This is a genomic window from Flavobacterium sp. 40-81, assembly GCF_001898245.1.
In the GTDB taxonomy this organism is placed as follows: domain Bacteria; phylum Bacteroidota; class Bacteroidia; order Flavobacteriales; family Flavobacteriaceae; genus Flavobacterium; species Flavobacterium inviolabile.
This window is the reverse complement of sequence record NZ_MKTM01000041.1, coordinates 239,366-263,299: the sequence shown is the minus strand read 5'-3', so window position 1 is coordinate 263,299 and position 23,934 is coordinate 239,366. Positions and strand designations below refer to the sequence as shown.

The 23,934-nt window shown below is 39.3% G+C and carries 22 protein-coding genes; 9 read left to right on the top strand and 13 right to left on the bottom strand.

Annotated elements, in window-relative coordinates; translation table 11 throughout:
- Window positions 1–61: 61 nt before the first annotated feature.
- The 9 genes from BGO42_RS16910 to BGO42_RS16870 form a co-directional block, all read right to left on the bottom strand.
- The gene (locus BGO42_RS16910) at window positions 62–1,606 is read right to left on the bottom strand and encodes a serine hydrolase (RefSeq protein WP_273243862.1); all 1,545 of its coding nucleotides are present in this window, start codon (window positions 1,604–1,606) and stop codon (window positions 62–64) included.
- Between the two features lie 18 nt (window positions 1,607–1,624).
- Window positions 1,625–2,422, bottom strand: a complete 798-nt coding sequence (locus BGO42_RS16905) for a TrmH family RNA methyltransferase (RefSeq protein ID WP_273243859.1) — start codon at window positions 2,420–2,422, stop codon at window positions 1,625–1,627.
- Between the two features lie 164 nt (window positions 2,423–2,586).
- Window positions 2,587–3,804, bottom strand: coding sequence for a porin family protein (locus tag BGO42_RS17975; RefSeq protein ID WP_177735852.1), 1,218 nt, complete (start codon window positions 3,802–3,804; stop codon window positions 2,587–2,589).
- Between the two features lie 25 nt (window positions 3,805–3,829).
- Window positions 3,830–5,161: a DUF58 domain-containing protein gene (locus BGO42_RS16895; protein WP_273243857.1), complete on the bottom strand. Its 1,332-nt coding sequence runs from the start codon at window positions 5,159–5,161 to the stop codon at window positions 3,830–3,832.
- A 37-nt stretch (window positions 5,162–5,198) separates the two neighbouring features.
- Window positions 5,199–6,218 carry an AAA family ATPase gene (locus BGO42_RS16890; protein WP_177735848.1) on the bottom strand — a complete coding sequence of 340 codons (1,020 nt, stop codon included), beginning with the start codon at window positions 6,216–6,218 and terminating at the stop codon, window positions 5,199–5,201.
- 1 nt (window position 6,219) lies between these two features.
- Complete coding sequence (locus BGO42_RS16885; RefSeq protein WP_273243854.1) at window positions 6,220–7,413, bottom strand: DUF4350 domain-containing protein; 1,194 nt, start codon at window positions 7,411–7,413, stop codon at window positions 6,220–6,222.
- Window positions 7,413–8,174: a DUF4129 domain-containing protein gene (locus BGO42_RS16880; protein ID WP_177735844.1), complete on the bottom strand. Its 762-nt coding sequence runs from the start codon at window positions 8,172–8,174 to the stop codon at window positions 7,413–7,415. The genes BGO42_RS16885 and BGO42_RS16880 overlap by 1 nt, the downstream gene beginning before the upstream one ends.
- Window positions 8,155–9,099 carry a hypothetical protein gene (locus BGO42_RS16875; protein WP_273243852.1) on the bottom strand — a complete coding sequence of 315 codons (945 nt, stop codon included), beginning with the start codon at window positions 9,097–9,099 and terminating at the stop codon, window positions 8,155–8,157. The genes BGO42_RS16880 and BGO42_RS16875 overlap by 20 nt, the downstream gene beginning before the upstream one ends.
- Entirely contained in the window at window positions 9,083–10,063 is a 981-nt protein-coding gene (locus BGO42_RS16870) for a stage II sporulation protein M (protein WP_273243850.1), read from the bottom strand. The genes BGO42_RS16875 and BGO42_RS16870 overlap by 17 nt, the downstream gene beginning before the upstream one ends.
- Before the next feature lie 27 nt (window positions 10,064–10,090).
- Between BGO42_RS16870 and BGO42_RS16865 the strand changes: the two genes are divergently transcribed.
- Complete coding sequence (locus BGO42_RS16865) at window positions 10,091–10,834, top strand: RDD family protein (protein ID WP_177735838.1); 744 nt, start codon at window positions 10,091–10,093, stop codon at window positions 10,832–10,834.
- 40 nt (window positions 10,835–10,874) lie between these two features.
- The gene (locus BGO42_RS16860) at window positions 10,875–11,486 is read left to right on the top strand and encodes a trimeric intracellular cation channel family protein (protein ID WP_177735836.1); all 612 of its coding nucleotides are present in this window, start codon (window positions 10,875–10,877) and stop codon (window positions 11,484–11,486) included.
- On the opposite strand, the gene BGO42_RS16855 is transcribed toward BGO42_RS16860, so the two are convergent.
- Entirely contained in the window at window positions 11,483–13,273 is a 1,791-nt protein-coding gene (locus BGO42_RS16855; protein ID WP_273243847.1) for a T9SS type B sorting domain-containing protein, read from the bottom strand. The two genes, BGO42_RS16860 and BGO42_RS16855, sit on opposite strands and share 4 nt — an antisense overlap.
- A 135-nt stretch (window positions 13,274–13,408) precedes the next feature.
- Here BGO42_RS16855 and BGO42_RS16850 point away from each other — a divergent pair, with 135 nt between their 5' ends.
- The 5 genes from BGO42_RS16850 (at window position 13,409) to BGO42_RS16830 (ending at window position 19,582) form a co-directional block, all read left to right on the top strand.
- Window positions 13,409–14,386: a GNAT family N-acetyltransferase gene (locus BGO42_RS16850; protein ID WP_273243845.1), complete on the top strand. Its 978-nt coding sequence runs from the start codon at window positions 13,409–13,411 to the stop codon at window positions 14,384–14,386.
- Complete coding sequence (locus tag BGO42_RS16845) at window positions 14,383–15,480, top strand: DegT/DnrJ/EryC1/StrS family aminotransferase (RefSeq protein ID WP_273243844.1); 1,098 nt, start codon at window positions 14,383–14,385, stop codon at window positions 15,478–15,480. Before BGO42_RS16850 ends, BGO42_RS16845 begins: the two co-directional genes overlap by 4 nt.
- A 22-nt stretch (window positions 15,481–15,502) precedes the next feature.
- On the top strand, window positions 15,503–16,753 hold the full coding sequence (locus BGO42_RS16840) for an O-antigen translocase (protein ID WP_273243842.1): 1,251 nt from the start codon (window positions 15,503–15,505) through the stop codon (window positions 16,751–16,753).
- Between the two features lie 82 nt (window positions 16,754–16,835).
- Window positions 16,836–17,765 (top strand): hypothetical protein, encoded by a 930-nt coding sequence (locus tag BGO42_RS16835; protein WP_273243840.1) that lies wholly within the window; start codon window positions 16,836–16,838, stop codon window positions 17,763–17,765.
- Window positions 17,766–17,767: 2 nt separating this feature from the next.
- Window positions 17,768–19,582, top strand: coding sequence for a S8 family peptidase (locus BGO42_RS16830; protein ID WP_273243838.1), 1,815 nt, complete (start codon window positions 17,768–17,770; stop codon window positions 19,580–19,582).
- Between the two features lie 19 nt (window positions 19,583–19,601).
- Here the strand turns inward: BGO42_RS16830 and BGO42_RS16825 are convergent, their stop codons facing one another.
- Complete coding sequence (locus BGO42_RS16825; protein ID WP_273243836.1) at window positions 19,602–20,756, bottom strand: glycosyltransferase family protein; 1,155 nt, start codon at window positions 20,754–20,756, stop codon at window positions 19,602–19,604.
- A 44-nt stretch (window positions 20,757–20,800) separates the two neighbouring features.
- On the opposite strand from BGO42_RS16825, the gene BGO42_RS16820 reads away from it, so the two are divergent.
- Entirely contained in the window at window positions 20,801–21,646 is an 846-nt protein-coding gene (locus BGO42_RS16820; RefSeq protein ID WP_273243834.1) for a glycosyltransferase family 2 protein, read from the top strand.
- The gene (locus BGO42_RS16815; protein WP_177735820.1) at window positions 21,639–22,049 is read left to right on the top strand and encodes a sugar 3,4-ketoisomerase; all 411 of its coding nucleotides are present in this window, start codon (window positions 21,639–21,641) and stop codon (window positions 22,047–22,049) included. Before BGO42_RS16820 ends, BGO42_RS16815 begins: the two co-directional genes overlap by 8 nt.
- Here the strand turns inward: BGO42_RS16815 and BGO42_RS16810 are convergent.
- On the bottom strand, window positions 22,035–22,958 hold the full coding sequence (locus BGO42_RS16810) for a glycosyltransferase family 2 protein (protein ID WP_273243832.1): 924 nt from the start codon (window positions 22,956–22,958) through the stop codon (window positions 22,035–22,037). The two genes, BGO42_RS16815 and BGO42_RS16810, sit on opposite strands and share 15 nt — an antisense overlap.
- An 8-nt stretch (window positions 22,959–22,966) precedes the next feature.
- Window positions 22,967–23,851, bottom strand: a complete 885-nt coding sequence (locus BGO42_RS16805) for a glycosyltransferase family 2 protein (protein ID WP_273243830.1) — start codon at window positions 23,849–23,851, stop codon at window positions 22,967–22,969.
- Window positions 23,852–23,934 lie beyond the last annotated feature (83 nt).

Genomic DNA, 23,934 nt, shown 5'->3' with positions numbered 1-23,934 from the left:
TCGATAAAATACGTTAAAGCCTGAAGGAATAAAAAAGCACCCTGAAAAGAGTGCTTTGGTGTTATTTGATACGGTTAAAGTCTAAATCCTGGAAATCGTAACTGAAATCGGTTAACGGCGATATGGCATCCATCTTAATGTTGTTTAATTGCCCGTTTTTATCGAAAGTCAGGTACATGAAAGCATCGGCATGGAAATAGCGGTTAAACCATTTCACGGCAAAAGTATTGTCTTTATAAAAGAATATTTCACCGGATAACTGAGGAGAGCGTTTGGAGATAAAACATAGTTTTCCGTCTTTCTTCTCAATCGAAATTTCACCCAGCCAGTTGTCTTTATAGGTACCGATGAGCTTTTTATCATCGATTTTGATCTTTTTGTCTTTTTTGTTTTTTACGACAGTACTCCATACTTCATCGGTTACTTTATCCGCTTCGGCTTCGCTGGACATTTTCTGATGGCTGTATTTGGTCACGTAGTCAATATAGGGAATGCCGAGATAGCTGTCTTTAATAGTGTTGGTAATCGCATTGAAAGCTGCACCGGATTGCTGGTTTGTGAATACGATAATGCCAAGCTGTAATTCCGGAATTAAGGTAACCTGGGTTACAATACCTTCCAGTCCGCCCGTATGGGAAGCCTGTAATTTTCCTTTTACGTCGTTTAACTGCCAGCCCAAACCGTAGGCTTTGAATAAAGTATTGTAAGGAGGCGTGGTATTATTGGGTAAAATGGTTTGCGGCGTCCACATCTCGGTGTGTTCTTTTTCGCTGAACAATTGCTTTTCTTTATTCGGGCCGTATTTCCCTTTTTGCAATTGTACCATAGCCCATTTGCTCATGTCGTTCACGCTGGAATAAATTCCGCCTGCAGCGTCCAGTATCGGGCTTTTATAGCGTTTGATCACCTGTAGTTTTCCGTCAATAGGCACATGGGGAACTATCGTGTTGGTGGTGTCCTTTAACCGGGACCAGGTACCCACACTGTTGTTCATGGCAAGGGGTTTCATGATGCGTTGTTCTATGAATTCCGCCCAGGTTTGCCCGCTTATTTTTTCAATGACTTCTCCGGCAATAACATATAACAGGTTGTCGTAATCGTATTTTGTACGGAAACCGGAAACCGGCTTCAGGTACTGGATGTTGTTCACGATATCCTGAGGCGTAAAATTATGACCGTCCGGCCAGATCATCAAATCGCCTGCGCCAAGGCCTAAACCGCTGCGGTGTGTCAACAAATCCAGAATGGTGAATTCATTGGTCACATAATCGTTATACATTTTAAATTCCGGGATGTATTTTTTGACCTTGTCATCCCAGTCCAGTTTTTTTTCATCTACCAGGATTGCCAAAGCGGCACTGGTAAAAGCTTTACTGTTTGAGGCAATACCAAAAAGGGTATTTTCATCTACCTTTTCTTTGGTAATGATGGATTTGACACCATATCCTTTAGAATGGATTATTTTTCCGTCTTTTACTACAGCTACGGCAATTCCGGGTACATCGAAAGTTGTAAGTGTTTTGTCTACCAATTCGTCGATTTCAGGTGTCGTAATCTGGGCACCAATCGAAAAGCTTGTTAACAGTAAAAAGAAAAATCTATTCATAGTAAATGGTTAATTTTTTTATTCAATATTAAATCCTCGTTGTCTTTTGGCCTCAAAAATGAGAATGGCAGCAGCAACGGATACATTCATAGAGTCAATTTCTCCCTGCATCGGGATGATAATGTTTTGCTTGCTGGCGTTTCGCCAGTCATCGGTAAGACCGGTTGCTTCTGTTCCCACAACTAACGCGGTTGCCGTGGTGAAATCCTGGGTATGATAGGAAGTGGAATCCTGCAGGGTAGCACAATATATGGCAATATTTTTTTCCTGCAAAAAAGCAATTACTTCTGCTGTCGTTCCGGTAGCGATCTGTCTTGTAAACAAACAGCCCACACTGGAGCGAACGATGTTCGGGTTGTATAGATCGCTTTTGGGATTGGCGATAATAACGGCGTCAAGATTGGCTGCATCTGCTGTGCGCAAAAGAGCACCGATATTTCCCGGTTTTTCAGGCGCTTCCGCCACAAGAATCAACGGGTTCTTTTTTAATTTTAAAGCGGATAAAGCCAGATTTTTAGATTCGGCAATAGCAATAATACCTTCGGTAGTGTCGCGGTAGGCCAGTTTTTGGTACACCTCTCTGGAGATTTCAATAATCTCGATATCCGTATGGGTTAGCCGGTAGATTTCTTCCGGAGTGATAATGTCGGGCAGAAACAGTACCGTCTGTATTGCATAACCGCCTTTCTGAGCCAGCATGATCTCTCTTTGCCCTTCAATAAGGAAGGTTCCGGATTGCTTTCGTGCTTTTGCTTTTTCCTGTAATTGTACTAAAGACTTGATAAAAGGATTCTGAATACTGCTTATTTGTTTCAATGCCTGGTCACTTAAATGGATGGTAAATTTAACTATATTTTGATTTTTAAGACTAAAAAAATCACAAAATGATATTTTTTTACATACAGTTATTGTAAAGTAAGGATTTTCATAAAAAAAGATACCCGGAGGAATAACAGGTATCTTTTATAGGATAGTATTTTTTAGAATAATTTATATCCTAAAATAAAAGAGGTTGAGTTGAATTTGTTCTCCCAAACACGGTCTTCATTGGTTAAGTCACGATTTAAGGCATATCGCAGCTCAAAGCTGTATCGGTCTTTAAATTTGTATCCCACACCGATGGCAAAATTATAGTCCGGTTTAACGTCTGCTTCCAATGGTCTTCTGAAAATCGTATAGTTTAATTTCGATCCTAAATCGATATTATAACTGAATACTCCATTGAAGAACATTTTAGAGTCATCGTTTAAGAATAAATAATAACGCACACCAACCGGAATGTCAAAAGATTTGTAATCTACAGTATGATTTCCGTCTGCTGTTGTAGCATCCGATTTATACGACTGGTAACTAGGTTCTGCTATAATGGACCATTTGTTACGGTATAATGGCAATACATATTCAAATTCAGCCCCGATCCGGATCGAAATTTTGCTTCCAAAGTCAATATTCGGATAACCATATTGCGTGGCAATACTTTCCGTTTTAAGGATGGAATTGCTTAAACCAAGTCTGATTGACATATGGAAAGGATTTGGTCGTACAATTTCTTCTTTAAAGCTTGTAGCTTCTGCTGCAGCAGGGTTTTTACATTTGTTGTATTTTTCAAAGAAAGAAATTAAGCTGTTTTTTTCATATTTCAGTACGTTCACATCTTTCATGCTGATACCCTCGCATTTTAAATCCATCCACAATTGCTGCTTGTACTGGTCATTAGTGTCTATTTCTAAATTTGTATTTAAAAAAGATTTGAAAATCAGCGGTTCTACTTCCGAATTGTTATGGGTGTAGAAGAATTTATAAGCATTTTCATCTTCAAAAAGGTATAAATTGGCATCGCCTTCAAGAAGTACTCTAAGGAATAAATTTTCGGTACTGAACTGTGGCGCTCTGTCTCTGCCCAAAGAATTCAATTTTTCCGAAGAACGATCCAGTTTTACCGTAGCACTGATAAATTTTACTTTATGGCCGGTTAATCCGAATTCTTTGACGGTAGTGGTATTCTCTTTTTTAATTTCCGGATTGTCGCCTAATTTGTATTCGATCTCTTTAGGATTGTTTCTCCAGTCTAAATTTTTAATCAGGCAAGAAACTTTTTCATTGTTCTTTCTAATGATGTAGCCACTTTCAAAATGTATCTGAGAATGGATTGAAGCGCTTGTAAGTAGCAGTAATGTAATTGCTAAAATTTTTTTCATGGTTTAGATTTAATTTAATTGTTATTTATAGTATTCCTCTTGATTTAATTTCCAGGTATTTATTGATGGTATCTAAGGTTAGGTGTTCCGGCTGGGTTAGAACAGAATAGATACCGTATTTTTTAAGTTCGTTTACAATCAGACGCTTTTCAAAAGCAAATTTTTCAGCGATAGTCTGGTCGTAAACATCCTGAACATTGGTGATGTTCTTATTGATTAATTCGTTTAATTCGGTATTGTTGAAGAATACCACAACCAGTAAATGGCTTTTGGCAATTCCTTTAAGGTATGGAAGCTGGCGGTGCAAGCCATCCAGTGTTTCAAAATTGGTATACAGGACAATCAGGCTTCGCTGGCTGATATTTTTCTTAATATCCACATATAACCGGCTGAAATCACTTTCAAAGAAATCGGTTTTGATATTGTAAAGCGATTCCATGATCAGATGCATTTGCGACTGCCGGCGCTCTGCAATAACGCGGTTTTCAATCTTTTTGGAAAAAGTAAGCATTCCTGCTTTGTCGTGTTTTTTTAAGATGACATTTGATAAAGCCAGTGTGGCATTAATGGCATAATCCAGCAGACTTAAGCCGTTAAAAGGCATCTTCATCACACGGCCTTTATCGATCACCATGTAGACGTTCTGTGACTTTTCATCCTGGAACTGGTTGACCATTAGCTGATTTCTTTTGGCTGTGGCTTTCCAGTTTAACGTCCGGATATCATCACCCTGTACGTATTCCTTGATTTGTTCAAATTCCATCGTATGCCCGATACGGCGTATTTTTTTGACACCATACTGGAATAAGTTGTTGGAAAAAGCCATCAGATCATATTTGCGCAGCTGGATAAACGAAGGATAAGCAGGAACCTGCTGATGCTGATCGAAGGCAAACCTGCGGGAGATTAATCGCAAAGGCGAGGCAACATAGATATTCAGGTTGCCGAAAAAATATTCTCCGCGTTCCGTTGGATGTAAAAAATACTGAAACTGATCTTTTTGACTGCTAAGCAGTTTTCGGTTAACTTCAAAGTCGCGAACCTGGAACTGAAAAGGGATTTCATCAATTATTTTCAGGGAAACGGGAAAAGAATAGTCGTTTCTCAGTTTTATGGTAATGGTGTTATCGTCTCCGTTAGAAAGTTTTTCCGGAACTTGCCGTGAGGCCTTTATGTTTTGTCTGGCAGTGAATAACAGCAGGATGTCAATACCGGTAAAAGCAGCCAGTATGAGCAGGAACAGCCAGCAGGCACGATACAGGGCCGGGAAAAAATAGGCCAGCACAAAGCTTACTATGATTCCTAACAGAATATAGAAAAAGAGATTGTTGAGGTATAACTTTTTAAAGAAATTCAAGGCTGCTGCTGTATAAATTAAAAAACGAAACTAAGGTTTATCGCGGAATTTCAACGGTATCGACAATCTGTCGGATAATTTCGGTACTGGTAATACCTTCCATTTCACGTTCCGGTGTAACGACCACACGATGCTGTAATACCGGTATGGCGGCTTCTTTGATGTCTTCCGGCGTTACGAAATCCCGTCCGCGAAGCGCAGCAAAAGCTTTCGAAGCGTTTAAAATGGCAATGGAAGCACGGGGAGAAGCACCCAGATATAAAAAGGCATTTTCACGGGAATTCATCACGATTTTGGCAATGTATTCGATCAGGTTTTGTTCGATGATAATCTGTTTTACCAGGCTCTGATAATTCAGGATATCGCTTTTAATGACCACCTGTTTAACCGATTCCAGTTTGTTTCGGTCCTGCAATACATTCTCCCGTTGAATAATGGCAATTTCTTCGTCCAGATTAGGGTAATCAATATTGATTTTGAAAAGGAAACGATCCAGCTGTGCTTCCGGTAAACGGTAGGTACCTTCCTGTTCAATCGGGTTTTGGGTTGCAATTACCAAAAACGGCGTATCCAGGACATAGGTTTTGCCATCAATGGTTATCTGGCGTTCTTCCATAACTTCAAAAAGTGCCGCCTGTGTTTTTGCCGGGGCACGGTTGATCTCGTCAATCAGGATGAAATTTGAAAAAACAGGTCCTTTTTTAAACTCAAAAGCCGATTTTGACAAATCGAAAACAGAAGTTCCTAAAATATCAGAAGGCATTAAATCCGGTGTAAACTGGATGCGGCTGAAACCCAGATCCAGCGTTTTGGAAAGCAATTTTGCCGTAATTGTTTTGGCAACGCCCGGAACACCTTCCAATAAAACGTGACCGTTGGAAAGGATCGCGGCTAAAAGCTGGTCAATGATTTTTTCCTGACCGACAATTACCGTTCCCAATTCTTTTTTAATATTGTTTACACTCTCTAAAAGAGCGGTAAGATCCAGTCGTGTCCCGAAATTTACATTTTCAGTTTGTTCGGTTTGCTCGGTGTGATTATTGTCAAAAGTATCCATATTACTTTAATTTTTCTATTGCTTTACTGATTTCGATAACGTCCTTTTGGGAGCTTTCTAAATGATTTCTGTGTTTTTTGATCAATCGGACAACATTTTCGATCAGGGCTTTGTCCTTTCCTGTTTTCTGATGCAGGCGCTGTATAAAATTCTCGTCTAAATCAAAAGTATCCAACATATAGTCATTGCGCACTTTTTCAAGGAAATAAATGATCTTTTTTTCAATGATCAGGTGGTGATTGCCTTCCTGTAAATACAAATTACCAATTGTTTTTGTAAAATCCACAGTGGTATTTTGCAGTGGTATTTTGATCGGGATGACTCTTTGGCGGCGTTTGGCGTTAAAAATCATAAAGATCAGCATGCCGATAAGGAAAAGATACCAGGCCCATTTTAAAGCGGGCTGACTCAGGATGTAGCGCATCGGTGAGCTGGATATATTGTTGTCGTTATAGCTGTAAGACTGCCAGTACAGGCTTCCTGTTTTTGGGATTTTTCCCAGTATTGCAGCACAATAAGCCGCATTGTTGCCTTTCAGCAAACTGTAATTTGAAAAAGCAGTGGGCTGTGTGTGCAGGTAAAAATAACCCATTCCATAAGGTACCTTGATAAAGTTAACCGTTTTTACGGCATTGGTTTCCTGATAACCCAATATCTGGGTACTTAAGGTGTCAATGGAATTAAAATATACGGAGCCGGCTCCTCTGTCGAACTCAAATGACTGCTGTCTGACATTTTTAGCGGTCAGGCTGAATTTTATTTTATCTGCGAAAGCAAAATCGCTCTCCAGGCTGAATTTTAAAGTGTCGGCAATTTTTTCCGGAAAGCTTTTCATACTCAGGAAAGCCGTATTTCCGTGATCGACAAAATATAATAATTCATCTGTCGAAGTCGGGTCAAGATCACTTCCTTCGGCAATGATCAGGACGGTTCCTTTGGCGTTATAGGTGGAATCGGCAAAATTGTATTTCGGGTCAAAATATTCATAAACGGAAGTCCCGAAACGTTCGATCTTCTGTTTGGGAAATAAATCTTTGATCTCGTGATCCAGGACATATAAACCCAGCGGAATTTTGTCCTGAGTGGCATAGGTTGGTGCCCAGTTGATCGGTTTTGACCGGTTGGTATCCAAAGCGATTATTCCAGCGATAATCAGTACCAAAAATGCGATATATATTTTCAGTGTCCTGTTCATCAGATGGAATTTATTGTGTTTACGAATGCTTTTTCCGATTTTTCAAATACCGCTTCATTCAGCTCAAATTCACCATACCAGCTGTAGTCATAGATATACGACAGGTATTTGAAATCCTGGCGGAGCTTTTCGTCTTTAAGTTCATACAGGTAGTCGGAATTGGTTTTTTCGATGTCCCATTCTATCAGCGTTCTGTCAGACAGTCGTTTTAGCAGCCACAGGTAATAGTACCGGATGCTGAGACGATAATCCTGTTTGTTCTTGGAATCGCGGATCATTTTTTGAAAATCGATATTGTGAATGTCTTCTTCCGTGATATTGGCCGTGGTAATTTTCTTTTTGGATGATTTTCCAAAAATCCATTTCCCTTCTTTGTTAAGGATTGTTTTAACGATCAGGTAAACGATAAAAATAATGATTGCAAAAACCAGGATTTTAACGATGATCTCAAAAGCCGTTAAGTTTCTGCCATTTATGCCTGAGGAGAAGATGCGTTCAAGCCAATGCAGCAGCCAGGCTTTAAAATTATCCCAAACGGTAGGCTCTTTTACAATTGTTTCATACTGAAAATCGTCGCCCTGGTAATGTTCTTTAAAATCTTTTTTAAACGGTATTATTGTGGTCACCGAAGAATCGATCCGAACCGGAGCTGTTTCTTTTACCACAGCAGCATTCGTTCCGGTTTTCGGTTGTGCCGAAAGCGGTAAGCAAAGAAAGAAAAGTAATATGTATGCGATGAATTTATTCACGGTCTGTTCCAATCAAATCAATTTCACTTTTTGGGGTATTGTTTTCCGATTCTTCCCGGAGGCTATAATAAACGATGCCATGATTAACGAGAAGCAGATTCTGAAAAATAAAGTTCAGTAAAATGGAAAGTACCATTACCAGAACCATCATCATCATAAAAAAGGAAAATTTTTCGGGATTCGGTACGGCATTGGGATTATCCAGATCTGTAAATATCGAGGCAACACCCATAACGTAAGGAATCATGGTGATAATTCCCATAGCGACCTGTATAATGATATACATGATGATGGTGGAGCCAACCACATGCCATATTTTCGGCTGCATCATTTTCCATCCTCTTCCCAGGGATTCAAAATAACCGTTGTCTGTTGAAAGGTAATCATAAAAACTTAACGAATACCAACTGATAAAAGCCGGGATAAAAATCATGATTATCGGTATCCCGATGATAATGAAGATCAGGGCAAAACACAGGGCAAGCCCGATTGCCAGAAGCGGGAAGACGATGACCAGTGAGGCCAGGAAAAAGGTTATTACCTTACCGGTTTTGGCTTTAATGGCATTAACAATATCCCCTGTTGAAAAAGCAGTGTTTTTCTCAGACAGGTTTAAATAGACTACAGGATAAGTATAGCTGAGTAAGCTGATGAGCAGGATCAGTATCATTGCGAAGGCTCCGGAGCCGATAAACAATCCGATATTGTTATTGATAATGGCATCCAGCTGGTTGTCTGAAAATCCGGTGCTTATATTGGAAAAAAATCCTTCAAAGAAAATTTGCGACACAAAATAAACCAATACTAATAAAATGAGCAGTAAGCCGCCGTTTATGATAAGGTAGTTTTTGAAATAATGTTTCCCGTAAAGATTAAAAAAGGTAAACGTGTCACCTACAAATTCACTGAAATTTCTTCGTTTAAAAAGTTGGAACATGTTTTCTATGGTGTTTTTTATGGAGAATAAAAGGATAGATCAGGTAATAATATGAAATAAGCGCCAGCGTGCCTACAATGATCAGGACATTCAATGCTCTGGGCATATCGATGGAATAACGGGTAATAAAACCTTCCAGAAATCCTGCTGCGATGGTAAAAGGAATCGTACTCAGGAATATTTTCAGACTGTTTTTAAAACCGGTTTTAAAAGAATTCAGTCGGGAGAACGTTTTCGGGAATAAGATACTGGCACCCAAAATAAAACCGGCGGCTGATTCGATCACGATACCAAAAATTTCCATTGCGCCGTGAATCCAGATACCGCGTACACTTTCCCAAAATACTTTTTCCTGATAAAAAAAGTATTGGAAAGAACCCAGCATAATGGCGTTTTGGATCAGTACAAAAAAGGTACCGATACCGGCAAAGATCCCGTAAATATAGCAGCGCATGCCCACCATCAGGTTGTTTATGGTGATCCCGATAAAGGTCGACCAGTTGCTGCCGCTTTTGTATATCGCAACGGGATTTCCGTCTTTTATGTTTTCAAGGGTCTGATTGACATAGCCATCACTCAGTATCAGTCGTACAAAAGTAGCGTCATTTTGAGCCGAAAGCACTCCGATACCCACACTCATAAAGAACAGGATAAAGGCATAAAGCAGGTAACGGCGGTATTCGTAAACAAGTAACGGAACTTCGGTTTTAAAGAAATAAACCAGCCGGTTCGTTTCTTCTCTTTTGGTCTTGTAAATTTTCTGGTATATCTGAGAAGCCAGGTAATTCAGGTAAACAACGGTCTTGCTTTTAGGATAGTACGTTTGTGCATAGGAGAGGTCATTCATTAAATGAATATACAAACTGGCCAGCTCATCCGGATTTTTTTTAGATTTACCGAAGATTGCTTGCTCAAATTCAAGCCATTTTTCTTTATTTTGTTTTATAAACGCAACTTCTCTCATAATTCACAAACAGCTAAAATATAAAATATGTCAGAATTATCAATAGTTACTACGCAAAATGTTAATATAAGTTTCAGGACTGCTTCCGTGGGTGACCGGATTGTTGCGCAAATTCTGGATACGGTTATTAAAATAGCGTATGGTATTGCCGTTTTTTATATCTTTTTTTACTGGCTGGGCATTAGTGAATTTCTGAGAAATGCGGATATGTGGACGAAAGGAGCTGTGATCATGCTTTTTGCACTGCCGGTAATGCTGTATTCCTTACTACAGGAAAGCCTGATGGAAGGGCAGACGTTCGGTAAAAAGATCCTGAAAATTAAAGTCATTAAGATTGACGGCTATCAGGCTGGTTTTGGCGATTACTTAATGCGCTGGCTTTTTCGTATTGTAGAATTCAGTATCGGATACGGCCTTATCGGGCTGATTGCAATTGTAGCGACTAAAAAGAACCAGCGGTTGGGCGATATGGCTGCCGGAACAGCGGTGATCAGCTTAAAGCAAAATGTCAATATCAATCATACGATCCTGCAGGAAATCGATAACGATTATGTGCCGACATATCCGTTGGTGATCAAACTTTCGGATAATGACGTCCGGATTATTAAAGAAACCTTTGAAGCGGCTTTACGCGGGCAAGACTTTAATATTATATACAAATTAAGGGAAAAAGTGGAATCGGTTGCCGGAATAAAAAGCCAGTCCGGGAACGACAGTGATTTTATACGAACAATTTTAAAAGACTACAACTACTACACCCGTAATATGTAGGCAGTATTGGTGCTTATCAAAGAATAATAAAAAGAAAAGAATGTTTCAGCTACTTGATATTTTAGGGACTATGGCTTTTGCTTTATCCGGAGCCTTAACGGCAATGAATAAAAAAATGGACCCGTTTGGTGTTTTTATAATTGCCTTTGTTACCGCTGTTGGCGGCGGTACGCTGCGGGATGTCCTTATTGGACGCACGCCTGTAGGGTGGATGCAAAATCTGGACTATGTTTACATGATTACCTTAGGGTATTTTTTAGCCTTAGTGTTCCGGAAAAGTCTGGACAAATTAAGAACTTCTTTATTCCTGTTTGATACGGTCGGTTTGGGTGTTTTCACGTTAATCGGACTCGAAAAAGGGATTGCGATCCATCTTCACCCCATTATTTGTATCGCTTTGGGTACGATGACAGCCTGTTTCGGCGGTGTTATCCGGGATATTCTGTGCAATGACATTCCGGTAATTTTCAGAAAAGAGATTTATGCTACCATTTGTATTATTGGCGGTGTTGTTTTCTTTCTTTTAAAAAAATGGAATGTAGCCGAGGATGTGTTGTATCTGACCACTTCCGTTGTGATTATCGTTATCCGGTTAATGGCTGTAAAATTCCAATGGTCGCTGCCCACTCTGGAGCACAAGGAAAACCGCTAACGCGTAAGGTATAAATACCCCGTTAACGCATCGGGATAATCCGGGTCGTTTAGTTTTAAGATATAAAAATAAGTTCCTTCCGGAGCCAGTTGATGTCCTACGCCGTCTTTAATAAAACCGCTCCAGTCATCGGAAGCATGATTGCCGCTCCATACTAATTTACCCCATCGGTTGTAAATAAAAAGCTCAAAATTCAAAAAGATATTACGCAGCCCGTCAATAAAAAAGGTGTCGTTAAGATTGTCTCCGTTTGGCGATACGGCATTATAGACGTTAGGAGGGCAGTTATAGGTGTTTAGTGTAAAAGAAGTAATGGTGTGGCAGTTTTCATCTGTAACGCGCACAAAGATTTCTTTAGGGGCATGGGCTACAAAATAATGAAACGTATTTGTTATCGGATTGATGTTATTTTCCGCATCGGCACTGCTCTCATGGAAGCTGACAGTCTGATTGGGATTGGTTTTGACGATATTTTCATAATCTGAAAAATCAAAATAACCGGAACCCATACCTTTATTGCAGACTTTTAAAGGCTCCGGAGTATTGATTTTTGGCGATATGATTGTTGTAACACTGGTGTGGAAAGTATTGTTGTCTTCGTTAATTTCTATAACCTGTTCATCCGGATCTACCACGATTTTCAAATCGAAAGGCGAAAAAACGGTTTCGGGAATCTGAACGGTTACCAACTGGCTTTCCTGTCCGTCTACCGGGATAGCGTGCAGGGTGGCAAAAGTACCAACCAGATTGTCATTGGCATAGATCTTAATTTTGGTTCCCTGCGGCAGCGCATTGGTGCTTTCCAGGTTGTAAACGGTAAAATCTATGGTTACCGCTCTGGAATTACAGGTCAGGCCAATATCGTCAATGCTTACCGTAGCGTCGGGAAGCTGGCTGTTTAATTTGGTAACGATGGCATTTACCATTACAAAATCCTGGCCGGAAGTCAGTTCTATAGCTGCTGTGGTATCGCCCACATGAATATTGTCCTGAATATCATAAATGTCCAGATCCATATTGTAAAGCACGGAACTGCCGGTGATACTGTTTGTGCCGTTAAAAGCATTGTTTGCCGGATTTAAAGGCGGATTGCTCAGTACATTACCATTAATGCGCAGGGTTTCGTTCACAGCAATATCCCTATCGCCTTCCCAGGCTAAAAACCCGATCCGGGCATTTTGATTGTCAATTACATTCAGGCTGGAAAGGGTAATGTTAATGATGTCCGGAACAGCCTGCATACCGTCATAAATATTTAACTGGTTTAACGGGAGACTGCTGTTTTCATAAACAATGATGATGGCCCAGCCGGCAAAGTTTGTTTTTCGCTGAAAATGAGCAGCGATATAGTCCGATACATCCAGGTCGGATACAGTATATTCGCCGTTTCCGGACTGCTGTACCAATGTGGTCACGTCTTTAAAAGCGCTGAAATAGCCCAATGTAATCCCCGATGTGGTTCTTTCATGGCTGAATGTCCGGTCGGCAGTGATGGGTTGATTGTTTAATTTGATGTTGAAATCTCCCGGACCGCAGCCTGCCCAATACAGATATGCCTTTTTAATACTATTTCCGGGTGCTAAATTTAAACTGGCCGATGAGGTGGTATAAACCGCCGGAACAGTCTGAAAAGAATTCTCCTGCGGATTCAGGGTATTGCCTATAAATGTAAAGTCATAACGTCCGTTGAATTGATGGTACAGACTGATGTCCTGACTCTTTGCGGAATCAGGTAAAAACAAGGAAAGAAATAAGATAATAAGGTGTAATTGTCTTATCACCGGCATTTTAATTAGCAATTAAATGGTTCTAAAAATACTAATTATTTGAATACCAAAATACTAATATGTTGTAAAATGGATGAATTCTAAAACAAAAAATTCATAAAAAAGTAGTACATTTCCAAAGTTTATAGGACTTGCGTGGAAAATTACATTATAAGAAAATACAGTAAAAAAGATTTTATTGCATGGAATGATTTTATAAATCAGGCCAAGAATGCCACATTTCTTTTTCACCGTGATTTTATGGAATACCATCAGGACCGGTTTGAAGACCATTCCTTATTGGTTTTCGAAAAAGAAAAACTTGTTGCTGTTTTGCCGGCTAATATTACCGGTAATGTACTGCATTCCCATCAGGGGTTAACCTATGGCGGACTGGTTTATTCCGATAAACTGAAACTGGAAAAAATCCTGAAGATCTTTAAAGCGGTTTTACAATTTCTGCATGAAAACGGGATTGCCACACTTTATTTAAAAATACTGCCCCACATTTATACGGCATATCCTTCGGAAGAACTGGAATACATATTGTTTCTGACTGAAGCCGAACTGATTCGAAGAGACAGTATGGCGGTAATACAGATGAACAACCCGGTCAGATTGGATAAAGGAAGGAAAGAAGGAGTGGCAAAAGGGGTGAAAAATCAATTGATAGTAAAAGAAACAACCGGTTTTGAATCGTTCTGGAACGAAATACTGGTACCCAATCTGCAAAAAAAACACGGCGCAAAACCTGTGCATTCTTTGGAAGAAATAACCGGTTTACAGGCGAAATTCCCTCAGAATATCCGGCAGTTTAATGTGTATTCCGGAGAGCAGCTTGTAGCCGGAACTACCGTATTTGAAACACCGGAAGTTGCGCATCTGCAATATATATCGGGTAATGAAACTAAAAATGAGTCGGGTAGCCTGGATTTCCTGCACCACTATTTGCTGACAAGCGTGTTCCATAATAAAAACTATTTTGATTTTGGTATTTCCAACGAAAACCAGGGGAAAAATATCAATCAGGGCTTATCCTTCTGGAAAGAAAGTTTTGGAGCCAGAACGATTGTTCAGAATTTCTATAAAGTGAATACCGCCAATTTTTCTAATCTTGACAACGTACTAATATGATACCGTTTTTAGATCTCAAAAAAATAAACCAGCCTTATGAACCGCTTCTGAAAGAGAAATTCGAATCTTTTTTAGCAGGCGGATGGTATATTTTAGGAAATGAAGTGAAAACATTTGAAGCCGGTTTTGCAGCCTACTGCGGTGTGAAATACTGCATAGGCGTTGGAAACGGACTGGATGCTTTAACGCTTATTTTAAAAGCGTATATCGAATTGGGAAAACTCCGGAAAGGGGATGAGGTTATCGTACCGGCGAATACATATATCGCCAGTATTTTAGCTGTTTTGCAGGCGGATCTGGTTCCGGTATTGGCAGAACCCGATCCGGATACATACAACATCAGCCCGATAGCGATGGAAAAAGCGGTCAGCCCGAAAACGAAAGCCGTTTTAGCGGTTCACCTGTACGGGCAATTGGCGGATATGAACCGGATTATGGAACTTGCGGAACAGCATGACGTATTGGTCATTGAAGATGCAGCCCAGGCGCATGGTGCCGTTTTAAACGGAAAGAAAGCGGGTAATATCGGTCATGCTGCCGGATTTAGTTTTTATCCTGGGAAAAACCTGGGCGCTTTGGGCGATGCCGGTGCGGTTACTACAAATGATGAAGCCCTGGCTAAGATGATTTCCGCTTTACGTAATTACGGCTCGGAAGTGAAATATATCAACGACTTTATAGGCGTAAACAGCCGTTTGGATGAATTGCAGGCCGGCGTTTTAAATATAAAATTACCTGCTGTTGATGCCGAAAATCAGCAACGAAGAAAAATCGTAAAGCGCTATCTGGCGGAGATTAACAACCCGAAAATTGCGTTGCCTTATTATGACGGTTCTGAAAATCATGCCTTTCATCTGTTTGTTGTGCAAACAGCAAACCGGGATATGCTGGCGGCATATTTAAAGGAAAACGGTATCGGTACACTGATACACTATCCGGTTCCGCCGCATCAGCAAAAAGCATTGCCGCAGTTTCATGGTTTGTCTTTCCCGATCACCGAAAAAATACACCGGGAAGTTTTGAGTATCCCGCTCCATTCGGCTTTGACCGATACGGAGATTACACATATTATTCAGATGTTAAACCAATATTAGCTTGCGGTATAACAAAGAAATATTGAAGTCCACCTTGTTTAAAGTAACCTCTTTAAACAGCATCAGCGTATTATTGAAAATAGGCATAGGACTGATTACTTCAAAAATTATTGCTGTTTTCGTAGGCCCGAACGGCATGGCGCTCGTGGGGAATCTCCGGAACTTCCTGTCGTCAATAGAAACGGTTGCTACCCTTGGATTTCAAAACGGAACGGTAAAATATGTAGCCGAAAATAAAGCGGATAATGAGGCGCTGAAAAAGATCATTTCAACGGTTTTTATAACCTTGGTGTTTACCGCATTGGCAATCAGCTTACTCTTGTTTTTCGGAGCAGATTACTGGAATACCCGTTTGTTTGGAAGCAGTTTTCAATATAAAGCCATTTTTAAGGTTCTGGCATTGGCCTTGCCCTGGTATATAGTGAATGTATTGCTGGTTTCGATCATTAATGGTCTGGGGCAGTTTAAACGGGTGATTTATATCGCAATATTCGGAAACCTGATCGGATTGCTGTTATCTGTAGTGCTGATCAGCCAGTTCCGGACTTTCGGGGCTTTATTGTCGGTTGTGCTCACACCGTCTTTACTGTTTTTCGTTTCGTTTTATTACATCAATAAAGAATATGCGTTTCTGAAAAATATAACTTACCGGTCATTTGATTCCGGAGTTATCCGGTTAATGTCGTCTTATACTTTAATGACATTGGTTTCGGGCTTTGCCGGACCTTTGGTGTATCTGGCAATACGGAATAATGTTATTGAAACGATTGGGATCAAAGAAGCCGGATATTGGGAAGCAATAAGCCGGATATCGTCCTATTATTTAATGTTTATCGGGACTTTATTGTCGGTGTATTTCTTGCCGAAACTGGTTGAAGCACAAAATAATACCGAAACGAAAAAAGTGTTTTGGAGCTATTATAAAACCATTATGCCGTTGTTTGGTTTAGGACTGTTACTGGTTTACGGGTTAAAGGATTTTCTGATTACCCTGCTGTTTACAGCTGATTTTAAACCGGTTTCCGAATTGTTTTTCTGGCAATTGGCCGGTGACTTTTTTAAAGGTGCTTCGCTCATCCTGGGTATGCAGTTTTTTGCAAAAAAGCTCACCAGGGATTTTATTATTACCGAGATTACCTCACTGCTGATTCTTTATATCGCCAGCATTTACTGTATCAACGCTTTTGGCATCAAAGGAGTGGTTATAGGGCATACGATAACGTATTTTGTTTATTTATGTGTTTTGGGTGTTTATTTTAGGAATAAACGCTAATATTAATGTATAAATATTCTCATTTTGTGCTTTTTGTTTGAAATATTAAGTTTATTTGTGATACTAACCTTAATAAAAAAAAATGAAAAAGTATTTACTTATTAGTTTGATTTATGTGTTGTCTGTATCGGTTTTGAAAGCACAGAATAATGTTTTTCCAATCAATGGAAACGTAGGAATAGGAACTACTTCTCCTCAATCAAAATTAGAGGTGATTGGAAATGTTAGAGCCACTTCAGTGACTGCAGATCAAAATTTACCTGACGGACAAAACTTTATAAATGCAGATGAAAGATTTTATAAATCTTCTGTATTGAATTTTGGTCAATTGGTTAACGGATCTACAACATGGAGAACATTAAAATATTTTGATTTTCCTAAATCCAATTTTGATACTAAATCGTCGGTTTATTTTGGTATAGAAGATAGAGGTAATTTTGGAAGGTACCGATTTATTGCTGAAACAGGCGGGAATACCCAGATGATTATGTTGAATAAAGCGCAACAGGAAACAATGAAAATTTTTGAAGATGGAAATGATAATGTATATATGCATTTTCCTAAGACAAATTCGAGAGTAGTGATAGGTGGTTTTGGAGATTATTTGCCACAACATAAGTTTGTGGTTAGAGGAAGCTCAAAAATTGAAGGGAATATATTAACTGATGCTAATATAGGAATTGGGTCTAGTAATTTCACTGATGGTGTTGATACTTACAGGTTATCGGTTAATGGAGCCGTAAGAGCACATAGGGTAAAAGTATATACTACTTGGGCAGATTATGTTTTTGAGTCGGATTATAATTTACCTACTTTGCAACAAGTGGAAAAACATATTAAAGAAAAAGGACATTTAAAAGATATCCCATCTGCTAAAGAGGTAGAAGAAAATGGAATAGAATTAGGTGAGATGAATAAATTATTACTGCAAAAAGTAGAGGAACTTACTTTGTATATAATTGAAATGAATAAAGAATTGCAAGCTGTGAAAAGTCAATTAAAGAAAGACTAATCATGAAAAAGCATTTATTAATATTTTTAGTTATATTTTTTATTACCTCAGATTTATATTCACAAGGCGATAAAGAAATAAAGGCTTATTATCTTGAGATTCCGAATCTCAATAATGTACCTAAAGTAATTGCACAAAATGGAAAAATCTCTTTAAACTTTAAAGATGTAACGTTAACAGAATTATTCAGCAATTATACAGTAACGGATTTTAAACTGGCGTTTCCAGGAGCAAATAGCGAATTACTGAAAGTTGTATATGTAATTGGGTGCAATCCTGCTTTAATTGAAAAAATTGAAGCTGATTACAGTAGTTATTTTGGCAGACATGAAGCGATAAGGCCTATTGAACTATTGTATATTCCAAATGATATGGTGGTTTCTGGAAGTTCTGCGATGGCACAGCCAGAACTTAGTTTTGTTGGTGCTCCCCAAGCTTGGGACATCTCTAAGGCAAATAATGTGGCTATTGGTATAGCGGAACAGATGAACGTGAGCCATGAAGATCTGTTGGGAAAAAGCGTTAATGTAATTGGATCCAATCCTTCAGCTTTATCAATGGGACATGGAACGCAGGTAGGACTAATTGCTGGCGCGGCGACAGATAATGGTATCGGGATGGCAGCGATGGGATTTAACGCAACTATAAAATCTGGGGAGGGATTTTCAGCACTTATCCCTATCGCAAATAGTGGAGCAAGAGTCATTAATATGAGTTGGGGGAGCTGTAATAAAATGCCTTTAGAGTCTCAATATGGGCAATTAATAATTGATCAGGTTTGGAATAGTGGAGTTGTACTTGTTGCTGCTGCTGGTAATGGACAGCATAGCTGTTCTCTTGGCCCGGATATAGATCATTATCCGGCATCATTAAATCATGTTATTTCTGTAACAGTTGTTGGGCATGAATTTAATATTGGTACAGCGGGAACGGAGCCTAAAAACTGGAAAGATGTACATTTGAACCCATATCCTCCTTATAACGGAACCCATAATATTAATGTGGATTTATCAGCTCCAGGTAGAAACATATTAACCGGAGGGGCCTATTCAAATAATACGGCAACTTATGCTTATGGAGGAGGAACTTCTTTTTCTGCACCTATGGTTACCGGTACCGTTGGTTTAATGTTTGGGATTAATCCGTGTCTTTTTCCAGATGAAATTGAAAGTATTTTAAAATTGACAGCTTTTAAAAATGATACGATTCCAGATAACTTACCATACTTAGGGAGATTAGGAGCAGGAAGATTAGATGCTTACCAAGCAGTAAAAATGGCAAAAGATATGGGATTACCTTTGGGGACGGTTGAGGTAAAGAATAGAATAATTGATAGATGGGATTTTAATCTAAGGACAGCCCCTTATAAAATTAAGATGCAGGATAATTATGTCACCGGTAATGCAACACTTGATTTTACTTCTAGAAATAATATTGAAATTTTAAGTGGCGATTATTATCCAGGTAGTACAGGATTTGTTGACTTGAAAGTGAAATCTGTTAATGAAATCTGTAATGTGCCAACACAAATAAATCCAAAACAGCGTAATCTTGATAAAAATGTAAATACAGGATTAGGAAACTTAACTAATTTATACCCTAATCCAAATAACGGCTCTTTTACAATTAGTTTAAGTTCAGAAACAAAAGAGGAAGTTGTTTTAGAAATTTATGATATTTATGGAAAATTAGTTTACAGTTCTGTACAAAAGGGGACAACTTTTGACGTAAATGTTTCTAATTTATCTGCCGGAATGTATTTGGTAAAAATGCTGGGTGATAGTTATAATGAAACAATTAAATTCATGAAAAAATAATGAAAGAAAGAGAAGTAATTTACTTCTCTTTCTTTTTTTTCCATTCGGAAATATACCTTTCAGCAATCATTTTATAATGGTGCTCCTTTTCAATAAAAGAACGGGCTCTTTTTCCAATTGCGCTAATCTCTTCCGGATTTTGGATCAGGCAGGTTAATTCATTTACGAGCTCGTCAACATCAGGCGTTGCATTGATCGCTACTTTTTCATGGAGGTGGAAATAGGCAGTAAACTCTGTTTCGGCTCCGGTAAAGACCACTTTTCCTTTGGTCATCGCTTCCAAAGCATTATATCCCTGGTCGAATCCGTAAACCTGATCCAGTACGATATGGGCGCGGTTATAGGAATTGATATAGGTACTGTAAGGAACGTTTTCGGTAATGAGCAGTTCCACCTGTTCCGGGAATCGTTGTTGAATAATAGCCAATGCCTCTTCAAAATAGGAAATGCCCTTTTTGATATAACTGAGCCTGTTGATCCCTAAAAAGATGACCACCTTGCCGCTGATCTCGTTTTCCCGGAATAAAAGGGTATCGGTATTGATCGGATTCGGAATAAAAGCAACGGAATACTGCATTGCTTCCATCGGAATCTTATAATCCATGTCGGAAACAATTATGCTATTGCAATGAGTTGTCAGCCAGTTGAATACTTTCCGGTAATCGGGACGGGTGTATTTTAAAGAAAATGCGAACTGTTTTTGTAACGAACGGTCTTGCAGATAGGGGGTTAATACCGAATAGCGGAGTTCGTCTTTAAGCAAATAGTCGTTCACAGCTGTTTCATCACCACAAACCAAAAGGGAAATGCTGTTCCTGTTTTGGGAGAACAACTTTTTGTACAGCCATAAACTTGCTTTGGGATGTGTTTCAAGCGCATCGGAATTAATCAGCTGAATATGGTCGAAACCTTTTAGTTTGGGCAGGAGAAAATAAAAGCGGATGGCCCGTTCGGTCTTTTCCAGGTCGAAACCGGTAAACCGGTAAACCGCATTCTTGAATTTCCGGACTACCCAATAACGGGTTGTAAACTGAGCGCGGAGCGAAAAATCTACATCATAATTTTTGAAATTATCTCCGGAACCGATTAAAGTAACGTCATGTCCTAAAGCAGACAGTCCTTCCTTTAAAGAATTGTGAAGCCGGCTGTATTCGCCAATTAAAAGTATTTTCATTACCGATGTAGAAATTTTTATATTTGTGTAAATATAAAAACAAATTGGAGAACGCATTTAAAAATGAAGATTTAGAAATTTTGATTGCCACGATGAATCGCAATTCACTGGATTTCTTAAATCAGCTGTTTCCGTTTGCTTCTTATACCGGTTTTCGGCTGCTGATTGTTAATCAGACGGATGAAAACTGTTTGCTACACTCCGATTATCCAAATGTAAGGGTGATCAATTCGTTTGAAAGAGGACTTTCAAAAAGCCGTAATCTGGCACTTCAAAACGCGCTTGGAAAAATTGTGCTGATTGCCGATGACGATGTGATTTACCCGGAAAATTTTCAGCAAAAGATCATTCAGGCTTATAATAACAATACAGAAGCTTCCATTATCTGTTTCCGGACCCAGACCAAAGAGGGTAAACTGTACAGTAAATACCCGGCAGAAGGGAAGGAACTGAACAGCCGGAAGCTCAATAAAATACTGTCCATTGAAGTTACGGCAAACCGGGAGGCGCTACAGGCAAAGAATTGTGTGTATAACGAGTGGTTTGGTCTGGGAGCAAAATTTGAAGATGCCGAAACGCTGTATTTTCTTCGCCGGGCATTTTATAGCGGTTTGAAACTGTTTTTCTGCCCGGAAACCATTGTTGTGCATGAAAGTTATTCTTCCAGTGATGCGGTGGCTTCCGACAGGCTGATCTATGCGAAAATGGCCGGATTTTACAAACGGTTTGGTTTTGGCGCCTATTACTATCTTCTAAAGTATATGTTCTTCCTGATCCGGAAAAATTATACCCCATTAGCACAGATTAAATCAAAATTTTTAGTAGGTTTAAGAGGAATTAAAGACTATAAATTTCTCCTTAATACGAAAGCAGATAAAGTATATGAATAAGAATACACCCATAGCAGTATTTATCGATATTCCTAAAATAACAGACCCCAGAGGGAATCTTGCGGTTATTGAGAAAAACACGGTACCGTTTGAAGTAAAGCGTATCTATTATCTGTTTGATGTTCCGAGCGGGGCATATCGCGGCGGACATTCGCATATTGAGCAAAAAGAGTTTTTAATAGCGCTTAGCGGCAGTTTTGACGTGGTTCTGGATAATGGCAGTCACAAGGAAAAAGTAACGCTAAACAGACCGGATAAAGGCCTGCTGATCCGGGAAGGTATCTGGCGTGAACTGGAAAATTTTTCTTCAGGAGCAATATGCCTGGTGGTTTCTTCCGATGTTTTTGCCGAAGAAGATTATATACGCGAATACAAGGACTTTTTGGAATCAAAAAGCCGTTAAACGGATATTCTTTCGTTCCAGAAACCCTTTGAACTGCTGTAGTAAAACTAATATTTGCGGCGGAAGGCGCAGCAACAAACGCTGTTTCGCCGACAGACTTTCCCTGTTAATGCTGTTTGTCAGCATGCGGTAGTTTTCAATGTCCCGATTGATCTTGCATTGAAGGGCTAATGAAAAACGATTGATATCGATCATTTTTTTGGCCGGCGGATTATTTTTTTCCATTTCGGCAAACTGCTCAAAATGGCAATGCTTTTTCATATCAAAGGTATGATGGGACAAGCTTCCGGATACATAAACGTGCCGGGCGGTAATGGCATTGTAAACCCCTATTTTATAGTTAAATCCTATACGGATCCAGTACTCGGTATCTTCACCGTTAGACAACTGTTCGTTGAAAGGGCCTATTTTTTGACGGACATTTTTATGGATAACAGTTGTAGAACCCGATAGAATAGTACGGGCAAGACTGGTTTCAAATAAATCGACTTCCTGGATTTCGGCTTCGGAAAGATGAGTATAATTGCCGGGAAAAACACCATTTCGGGTTTCCACTTCCAGTAAGGTCGTAAAAACGCTCAGGTGATTGTATTTTGATAGGGTATAGGCAATTTTTTCCAGATGCTGCGGATACCAGAAATCATCGGCATCCATAAAGGCAAAATATTCTCCTGTAGCGTTGCTCATGGCAAAATTTCTGGCCGCAGAAACACCGCGGTTTTCAGTAGAAAATAATCGTATCCTTTTATCGGATAGTGATTGGACAAGATTATAGCTGTTGTCGGTAGAGCCGTCATTAACAATAATGATTTCAAAATCAGTAAAGGTCTGATTGAAAATACTTTTTAAGGTGTTTTCAATATAGTCCTGTTTGTTGTAGAGCGGTATGATTATCGAAAAAAAAGCCATGCCCGGAATCACTTTAAAGAACAAATATAACCCAAACGGTATAAGTCAAAACAGAACAGGTTTGATTTCTTCCCTAAAATCATTTTTTTTAGCAGCGGTTCCGTAAGCAAAAAGCCTAATTTAACAATGCCGTCAAGGTAAAAACGTTTCAGCATGCGGTAGTTTTTCAATAACGAATTGATATCTTCATTCCCGGCTAACTCAGGGAGATAGTGTTTTCGTATTCTAACGGATTCCAGTGATTTCGAGAAAAACACCTCATTTTTTTCTAATCCTAAATGCCATATCGGATTGTCAATATGAAAAACAGTTCGCTGCTGTTTGTAGAGCTGGTAGGAGAAATAATTATCCATACCGTAAAAATTCTCATTGGGCAATGCTATCGAACGAAAAACAGCCTTGCGGATCATCAGGTTTCCGGAAAAGATATAATGATAAGGCCGTTCATTTCTGACAATAGCAGTATGCGACTCCCGGTAAGTACCGAATTTCCATCTCAGGTGTGTTGCGGCATCATCATGTGTACGGGCATATTGGTAGCCTCCGAAAACCACATCGTTAGACTTACTGATCGCATTGATATAGTTTAGCAGAAAAGTGTCCGAAACCGGCAATACATCAGCATCAAGCAGCAATAGCCAGTTGTATTCTGCTTTTTCAGCAAGTAAATTACGGGTGTACGTACGGCCTAAGTTTTTCTCATTTTTATAATAACGGAAACAAGAATATTTGTCTGCTAAAGAACTGTTTTTAGCGGTACTGTTTTCATCATTGGAACAATCATCCCAACCGATTATTTCGAAGGGAATATTCATGACTTTTCCCTGTCCGGCAATAGCGTCAACTAATTTGCTGATATCATAATTGTATATTGGGATAAGTATTGAGAGCATGATGAATGGTAATGGACGATAATTTTACAAATAAAGGACTTTTTTTAATAATCCGGGCCACTAAAAGAGAAAGAACAGGCTGC

What these genes read in the sequence shown, in the direction of transcription:
- BGO42_RS16910 (WP_273243862.1), bottom strand. Translation starts at nt 1,606, where the DNA reads ATGAATAGATTTTTCTTTTTACTGTTAACAAGCTTTTCGATTGGTGCC.
- BGO42_RS17975 (WP_177735852.1), bottom strand. Translation starts at nt 3,804, where the DNA reads ATGAAAAAAATTTTAGCAATTACATTACTGCTACTTACAAGCGCTTCA.
- BGO42_RS16890 (WP_177735848.1), bottom strand. Translation starts at nt 6,218, where the DNA reads ATGGATACTTTTGACAATAATCACACCGAGCAAACCGAACAAACTGAA.
- BGO42_RS16885 (WP_273243854.1), bottom strand. Translation starts at nt 7,413, where the DNA reads ATGAACAGGACACTGAAAATATATATCGCATTTTTGGTACTGATTATC.
- BGO42_RS16875 (WP_273243852.1), bottom strand. Translation starts at nt 9,099, where the DNA reads ATGTTCCAACTTTTTAAACGAAGAAATTTCAGTGAATTTGTAGGTGAC.
- BGO42_RS16870 (WP_273243850.1), bottom strand. Translation starts at nt 10,063, where the DNA reads ATGAGAGAAGTTGCGTTTATAAAACAAAATAAAGAAAAATGGCTTGAA.
- BGO42_RS16865 (WP_177735838.1), top strand. Translation starts at nt 10,091, where the DNA reads ATGTCAGAATTATCAATAGTTACTACGCAAAATGTTAATATAAGTTTC.
- BGO42_RS16860 (WP_177735836.1), top strand. Translation starts at nt 10,875, where the DNA reads ATGTTTCAGCTACTTGATATTTTAGGGACTATGGCTTTTGCTTTATCC.
- BGO42_RS16855 (WP_273243847.1), bottom strand. Translation starts at nt 13,273, where the DNA reads ATGCCGGTGATAAGACAATTACACCTTATTATCTTATTTCTTTCCTTG.
- BGO42_RS16845 (WP_273243844.1), top strand. Translation starts at nt 14,383, where the DNA reads ATGATACCGTTTTTAGATCTCAAAAAAATAAACCAGCCTTATGAACCG.
- BGO42_RS16835 (WP_273243840.1), top strand. Translation starts at nt 16,836, where the DNA reads ATGAAAAAGTATTTACTTATTAGTTTGATTTATGTGTTGTCTGTATCG.
- BGO42_RS16830 (WP_273243838.1), top strand. Translation starts at nt 17,768, where the DNA reads ATGAAAAAGCATTTATTAATATTTTTAGTTATATTTTTTATTACCTCA.
- BGO42_RS16825 (WP_273243836.1), bottom strand. Translation starts at nt 20,756, where the DNA reads ATGAAAATACTTTTAATTGGCGAATACAGCCGGCTTCACAATTCTTTA.
- BGO42_RS16815 (WP_177735820.1), top strand. Translation starts at nt 21,639, where the DNA reads ATGAATAAGAATACACCCATAGCAGTATTTATCGATATTCCTAAAATA.
- BGO42_RS16810 (WP_273243832.1), bottom strand. Translation starts at nt 22,958, where the DNA reads ATGGCTTTTTTTTCGATAATCATACCGCTCTACAACAAACAGGACTAT.
- BGO42_RS16805 (WP_273243830.1), bottom strand. Translation starts at nt 23,851, where the DNA reads ATGCTCTCAATACTTATCCCAATATACAATTATGATATCAGCAAATTA.